6 protein-coding genes are annotated in these 7596 nt (G+C 35.9%); all 6 read left to right on the forward strand.

All coding sequences use genetic code 11. The features are described 5' to 3' along the window. Nucleotides 1-475: 475 nt before the first annotated feature. Nucleotides 476-2044 carry a glycerol-3-phosphate dehydrogenase/oxidase gene (locus ABY905_RS11635; protein ID WP_372643993.1) on the forward strand — a complete coding sequence of 523 codons (1569 nt, stop codon included), beginning with the start codon at nucleotides 476-478 and terminating at the stop codon, nucleotides 2042-2044. Between the two features lie 317 nt (nucleotides 2045-2361). Further along, entirely contained in the window at nucleotides 2362-3855 is a 1494-nt protein-coding gene (gene glpK / locus ABY905_RS11640) for a glycerol kinase GlpK (protein ID WP_372643996.1), read from the forward strand. A gap of 120 nt (nucleotides 3856-3975) precedes the next feature. Next, nucleotides 3976-4722, forward strand: coding sequence for an MIP/aquaporin family protein (locus ABY905_RS11645; protein WP_372643999.1), 747 nt, complete (start codon nucleotides 3976-3978; stop codon nucleotides 4720-4722). Between the two features lie 71 nt (nucleotides 4723-4793). Continuing rightward, on the forward strand, nucleotides 4794-5516 hold the full coding sequence (locus ABY905_RS11650) for a hypothetical protein (RefSeq protein WP_372644001.1): 723 nt from the start codon (nucleotides 4794-4796) through the stop codon (nucleotides 5514-5516). Nucleotides 5517-5857: 341 nt separating this feature from the next. Further along, nucleotides 5858-6004 (forward strand): hypothetical protein, encoded by a 147-nt coding sequence (locus ABY905_RS11655; RefSeq protein WP_156190195.1) that lies wholly within the window; start codon nucleotides 5858-5860, stop codon nucleotides 6002-6004. A 13-nt stretch (nucleotides 6005-6017) separates the two neighbouring features. Then, entirely contained in the window at nucleotides 6018-7580 is a 1563-nt protein-coding gene (locus tag ABY905_RS11660) for a glycerol-3-phosphate dehydrogenase/oxidase (RefSeq protein WP_372644004.1), read from the forward strand. The last annotated feature ends 16 nt before the right edge of the window (nucleotides 7581-7596 follow it).

The raw sequence follows: 7596 nt of genomic DNA on the forward strand, positions 1-7596 counted from the left end.
ATGACTCAGATAAGTATAAGAGAATATTTTATTAATTTATGCTTGGATGTTTTAAGAAATATTATCTGTATATATAATTTTATTGATCAAATAATTCCATTCCATTTTCGTTGCTATAACCAATGATTGATATAGGTTTGTTTATGATTGTACTCGCTAATTATGCTTATTATCTTAGTATTCTCATTTCTTTGTAATGATTCCAAACAAGCAAGGTTAAGCGATATGCTTTGCATAGCTATGTATTTTTTTATAGGTTTGAAGTGTCAGCAATAATAAAAGGAATTGTATAAGTACTGCTTATATATTTTTTATCAATGCGCATAGTAATGCAAAGTATGATTTTATGTGATGTATTATGTGATGGTAATAGAAAAGAAGAAAAATTTGATTGAGGCTTTGATTTATAATAATGATCAAGTTAAAATCAATTAGAACATATTAGTTAGTCAATTATAACTAAAGACAATTTACAATGGTAATGGTACGCGAAAATATGATCTCTGAGGTACAAAAGGCAAACCAGGAATGGGATGTTGTTATTGTTGGAGGAGGCGCGTCGGGATTAGGTGCAGCACTTGAGGCCGTAACACGTGGAATGAAAACTTTATTGTTGGAACAGGATGACTTCACCAAGGGGACTTCAAGTAGAAGTACAAAATTGGTACATGGAGGTGTAAGATACCTAGCACAAGGAAACATTTCATTGGTTCTTGAAGCATTGAGAGAAAGAGGTTTGATGAAGCAAAACGCACCTCATCTTGTGAAAGATCAGTCTTTTATTATTCCAAGTTACAATTGGTGGGTAAAGCCTTATTATACTTTGGGTTTAACTGCTTATGATTTTATGGCTGGTCGCCTGGGTTTAGGTCGTTCATTACCTTATTCAAAGAAAAAAACTCTTAAATATATACCAACTTTAATACAGAAAAACCTTAGAGGTGGCGTTGTTTACCATGATGGTCAGTTCGACGATTCTCGTTACGGAATCAACCTATGTCAAACCTTTGTTGAGAATGGTGGAACTGCTATCAATTATATGAAAGTAGTTGGTTTGAATAAAGCGGAAGGTAAAATTTCTGGTGTTGCTGCCATTGATGGAGAGAGTGGTAATAGGATTGATATTAAAGCAAAAGTTGTTATTAATGCTACAGGAGTATTTGTTGATGATATCATTAAAATGGATGCGCCTAAATCAAGAGATATTGTTTGTGTAAGTCAAGGTGTTCATCTTGTTTTAGATAAAGAATTTGTTCCAAATGATTATGCCATCATGATTCCTAAGACTGATGATGGTCGTGTATTATTTGCTGTGCCTTGGCACAATAAGGTTGTTGTAGGAACAACTGATGTGAAGAAAGATACTGCTGAACTTGAACCCCAAGCTCTTGAAGAAGAAATTGATTTTATTCTTGAAACAGCTGGTCGTTTCTTGACCAAAGCTCCTAAACGTTCCGATGTAAAATCAGTTTTTGCTGGTTTAAGACCATTGGCAGCTCCAACAGGAGAAGGCAAAAAGACGAAAGAGATTTCTCGAGGTCACAAGATTTATACCTCTGAGGCCGGTTTAATCACCATCACTGGTGGGAAATGGACAACCTATCGTCAGATGGCAGAGGAAGTTGTAGATGCTGCATCAAAAGTATCCACTTATCCTATAAAAAAGTCAATTACTCGAAATTTGGCAATTCATGGCTGGAAAAAGAATGTTGATTTGAATGATCCATTGTACTTTTACGGGTCTGATTCTGAAAAGATTCTAGCTTTAGCCAAAGAAGAAAAGAATTTAGGTAAATACTTGAGCAAGGATTTGGGTATAATAAAAGCACAGGTTGTCTGGGCTGCTCGACATGAAATGGCTCGTACAGTTGAAGATGTTTTATCACGAAGAACAAGAGCATTATTGTTGGACGCAAGAGAAAGTTCAAGAATAGCTCCTGAAGTAGCCGAATTATTAGCTAAAGAATTAGGTTATGACTCAAAATGGGAAGCAGACCAGGTTGAGAAGTATCAAACTTTAGCTTTGAGATACGTATTAAACTAAGAAATAAAGCTTTCTGATTTGTGAATTTATAAATGATAAATAAACCCATTGTTTCATTTTCACAGAATTTAAAAGCTGATATGATTGATCCCTTAAGATGAGTGCTTGGAAGCAAACACTCATCTTAGATTCTCTAAAGAAAAGTTTTGTTTATTGAAAATAGGAGTGTGCTGACCACTCTGATAACAAATTCTATTTTTTTTTACTCTACTGCAAACGATTACATTTTGATATCGGTATTAAGTCGGATAGAGATTCCCCATTTGATTACAACTAATAATCATATTTACTAACTAAACCCTAAAATTAAAACTAAAATGAAAGACAAGTTTATTTTATCATTAGACCAAGGTACAACTAGCTCGAGAGCTATTGTTTTCAATAAAAAAGGTGAGATGGTAAGTTCTGCTCAAAAGGAATTTACACAGATTTTCCCACAACCAGGATGGGTAGAGCACGATGCTAATGAGATTTGGTCGACACAAGCAGGTGTTGCAGCTGAAGCTATTGTAGGCGCAGGAGTTAATGGTAAAAGTATTGCAGGTATTGGTATAACCAATCAAAGAGAAACAACCGTCGTTTGGGATCGTGAAACGAGCCAACCTATATATAATGCCATTGTATGGCAAGATCGTCGTACCTCAAAATACTGCGACGAATTAAGAGCGAATGGTCACGCTGATATGATCCAGGATAAAACGGGTTTGATTATCGACTCTTATTTTTCAGGAACTAAAGTGAAATGGATTCTTGATAATGTAGAAGGTGCTCGTGAAAAAGCGGAAGCAGGAAAATTAGCATTTGGAACGATTGATTCCTGGCTTATTTGGAAATTGACACAAGGTGAAGTTCATGTTACTGATGTATCTAATGCCAGTAGAACTTTATTATATAATATCAATACATTGGAGTGGGATACTGAGATGTTAGAACTTCTTAATATTCCAATGAGTATGCTTCCTGAGGTTAAATCATCATCAGAAGTATATGGACATACAGTAACAACTCTTTTTGCTCACGAGGTGCCTATATCGGGTATAGCAGGAGATCAGCAAGCTGCAACATTCGGACAAATGTGTATCGAGCCAGGTTCGGTTAAGAATACATACGGAACAGGTTGTTTCATGCTATGTAATACAGGAAATAAGCCCGTAAAATCTAAAAATAACTTACTTACAACTATTGGTTGGCAAATTAATGGTGAAACGACCTATTGTCTTGAAGGAAGTATCTTCATGGGTGGTGCCATTGTACAATGGTTACGTGATGGATTGGGTATTATTAAATCCTCTGCCGATGTTGAAGCATTAGCAACTTCAGTAAAAGACAATGGTGGTGTATTTATGGTTCCTGCTTTAACAGGTTTAGGAGCTCCACATTGGGATCAGTATGCTAGAGGAACTATTGTTGGTTTAACTCGTGGTTCAACTGCTGCACATATTGCAAGAGCAGCCTTAGAAGGAATCGCATTCCAGGTAATGGATGTTTTAAAGGCAATGGAAGCAGATGCTGGAATCGAAATTAGAGAACTCCGAGTTGACGGTGGAGCAGCCATTAATAACTTATTGATGCAATTCCAATCGGATATGCTTGACGCACCAGTATATAGACCTAAAACTCTTGAAACGACCGCCCTTGGAGCAGCTTATTTAGCTGGTTTGGCAGTTGGTTACTGGGATGGAGTAGAAGATATTCAGAGTCAGTGGGCTATTGATAGAAAATTTGAGCCAGAAATGCCAAAAGAGGAATCTCAGCGATTAATTACAGGATGGGATAAAGCTTTAGGACGTTCAAAGAACTGGGATATTTAAGATTAAAAGATAGATTTTTATAAAAAGGATTACCAGAATTGAGGGAGAGAGATGATGAAGTTGAATGTTTCTGGTATTTTTTTGTTTAAAAAATAATAATAACCGTTAATTGATTTTATTATGAATGAGTTTATAGCCGAATTTTTAGGCACAATGTTATTGATTTTATTAGGAAATGGTGTAGTTGCCAATGTTGTATTGAATGGAACCAAAGGTAATAATGGTGGCTGGATGGTCATCACCATGGGATGGGGATTAGCTGTTTTTGTTGGCGTTGCAGTTGCGGGCCCAGTTTCTGGAGCACATATTAATCCAGCTGTTACTCTTGGGCTTGCCATAGCAGGTATGTTTGCATGGGCAAAAGTTGGTTTATTTATCGTTGCACAGATGTTAGGTGCTGCTATGGGAGCTTTCTTAGTCTGGTTAATGTATCGCGATCATTTTAATTCTACTGAAGATGGGGGTTCTAAACTAGCTTGTTTCTCTACAGGTCCCGCAATCCGTAATATTAGTAGTAATGCTATCAGTGAAATTATTGGAGCTTTCGTATTGATGTTTGTTATCTTTTATTTGGCTGGTCCATCTCTACAGGCTTCAGGAATGGAAGGAGCGAAAATCGGTTTAGGAACTTTAGGTGCACTTCCCGTTGCATTATTGGTTGTAGCTATTGGACTTTCTTTAGGGGGAACAACTGGTTACGCTATTAATCCAGCTCGTGACTTAGGTCCTAGAATAATGCACGCTGTATTGCCAATGAAAAATAAAGGCACTAGCGATTGGGGATATGCTTTGGTTCCTATCGTAGCACCAGTATTGGGTGCAGCTATTGCAGCTTTCATGTTTATGAGTTTAATACCTACAATCTAACCTAAATATAATTGACTCTGTAATATGGTTTTATCTATAAAAATGTTTTACAGAGTCTAAGCTTACTTCTTATGAAAAAAAATACATTCAGATTATCATTTTTGCTAGTCCTTACCATATTATTGTCTTCAAATTTGACAACAAATGCCCAAGGAAAAGTAACAGTTAGCCCATCTCTTACATCTCGACATTACTGGAGAGGTATTATGGTGAGTAATACAGCCAATTTAGAAGTTGATATGGCCTACACCAACAAGAACTTTACATTTGGTGCCTGGGGAGGATATGGTCTGGATAATACGTATTCAGAGTTCAACTTTCATGTTGGATACAAATTCAACGAATATGTAAATATTGCCGTTTGGGATTTGTTTGCCAATAGAGATAGGGCAACGATTAACGATTATAAATATCTAGATTTTGATAGAAAGACAACCAATCACCTAATTGATGCGACTATTAATGTCAACTTTGGTGAGGACTTTCCATTAACAGCAAGCTGGAGTACGGTGCTTTACGGTCGTGATTTGAATGCAGAAGGCAATCAAAACTATTCATCATATTTAGAATTGGGATATCCAGTTGAGATAGGTGGCCAAAATATTTCATTTTTTGCAGGTATGAATATGTTTGAAGAATGTGTTTACGGACAAAGTGTTGGTTTTGTAAACATAGGAGCTTCAGCAAGCCACGACATTAAAATTACAGATAACTACAGTCTATCAACTTGGGCGAAGATTGCAATCAATCCTCAGGCAGAGACTGCGAACTTAATTTTTGGAGTTAATTTTTAATACAGGCTTACAAATTGTTTTTAAGCCTATTACTGAATCAAAAGAGTGAATCGATTATTATTGATTCACTCTTTTTTTTTAAAAAAAGTTGTCTATATATGAAACTCTAAGGAATAGATTTGATACAAATTATTGAGTTTGACTATCGATTATCTTATCGCTAATTAGATGTATTATAAATAATAATTAAATAATGAATGTACTTTGCATAGCTATGTATTTTTTTTAAGTTTGTCTCGACGAGGGATAATAATAAATAAGCTTTGCTTATTTATTTTTTCTCAAGCTGCATAGTATAACAATGTATCTGATTATAAAATGTATTATAAAATTAATTTGACATGGAACAGCAAAATGATATGACATCGGAATTTAATGCTACCATGAATCGTTTTTATAATTTCTTCTCTGATTTATTAGACGAAGAACAGAATAGAAAAGATGATGCTGGTTTTCAGGATTCGAAGAAACAAATGAGTAATAAGTAATAGCAAAATGGTAATGTTACGTGAAAGAATGATTTTTAACTTGAAGGACAATTCTGAAAAATGGGATGTTGTGATAGTTGGAGGAGGAGCTTCAGGTCTAGGTGCTGCACTTGAGTCAGCAACCAGAGGTTTTAAGACTTTATTGCTTGAACAAAATGATTTCACCAAAGGAACCTCTAGTAGAAGTACGAAGTTGGTTCATGGTGGAGTTCGTTACTTGGCTCAAGGAAATATTTCTTTGGTCTTAGAAGCTCTTAGAGAAAGAGGGCTGATGAAACAAAATGCGCCACACTTAGTTAAAGATCAATCTTTCATTATTCCTAGTTACAAATGGTGGGTCAAGCCTTATTATACTTTAGGTCTTACTGCTTATGATTTAATGGCTGGACGATTGGGTCTTGGTAGATCCTTACCCTATTCGCTTAAGAAAACATTAAAATGTATTCCAACGCTTATTAAAGATAAACTTAGAGGTGGCGTTGTTTATCATGATGGTCAATTTGATGATGCTCGTTATGGAATTAACCTTTGTCAGACTTTTGTGGAAAATGGTGGTACAGCTATTAATTATATGAAAGTTGTTGGTTTAAATAAAACCAAGGGGCAAATATCTGGAGTATCTGCAATAGATCAAGAAACAGGAGAACAGTTTGAAATTAATGCAAAGGTTGTCGTAAATGCAACAGGTGTATTTGTTGATGATATTATTAAAATGGATGCTCCTCAGTCAAGAGATATCGTTTGTGTTAGCCAGGGGGTTCATCTTGTTTTAGATAAGGAATTTGTGCCTAATGATTATGCTATCATGATTCCGAAAACCGATGATGGGCGTGTTTTATTTGCAGTGCCTTGGCATAATAAGGTGGTTGTTGGAACAACAGATGTTCAAAAAGAGAAAGCGGAACTAGAACCTAGAGCGCTTGAAGAAGAGATTGATTTTATTCTCGAAACTGCTGGGCGTTTCCTGACAAAGAAACCGCAGCGATCTGATGTTAAATCGGTATTTGCTGGACTTAGACCTCTAGCAGCTCCAACTGGAGAAGGTAAAAAAACAAAAGAAATTTCTCGAGGACATAAGATTTATACATCTGATGCTGGTTTAGTTACTATTACGGGTGGAAAATGGACAACTTACCGACAGATGGCTGAAGAAACAATTGATGTTGCATCGAAAGTAGCTGCTCTGGAATTAAAGAAATCTGTGACTCGTAATTTACCACTACATGGATGGAAACAGAATGTAGACTTGAACGATCCACTTTATTTTTATGGTTCAGATTCAGAAAAAATTCTTGATTTAGCTCGTTCCAGTAAAGAATTGGCTACTTGTTTAAGTCAAGATCTCGGAATTATCAAGGCGCAGGTTGTATGGGCAGTTCGAAATGAAATGGCACGTACGCTTGAGGATGTTTTATCACGAAGAACCAGAGCTTTATTGTTGGATGCTCGTGAGAGTGCTCGAATTGCACCCGAGGTTGCTGTAATTATGGCAATTGAACTTGAGCAAGATGAAGTTTGGATTCAAAATCAAATAGAAGAATATATAAGTTTAGCAAACAACTATATGTTGAACTAAAATACTTACCCAAAAA

The sequence above is a fragment of the Ancylomarina sp. genome (assembly GCF_041555295.1).
GTDB lineage: Bacteria > Bacteroidota > Bacteroidia > Bacteroidales > Marinifilaceae > Ancylomarina.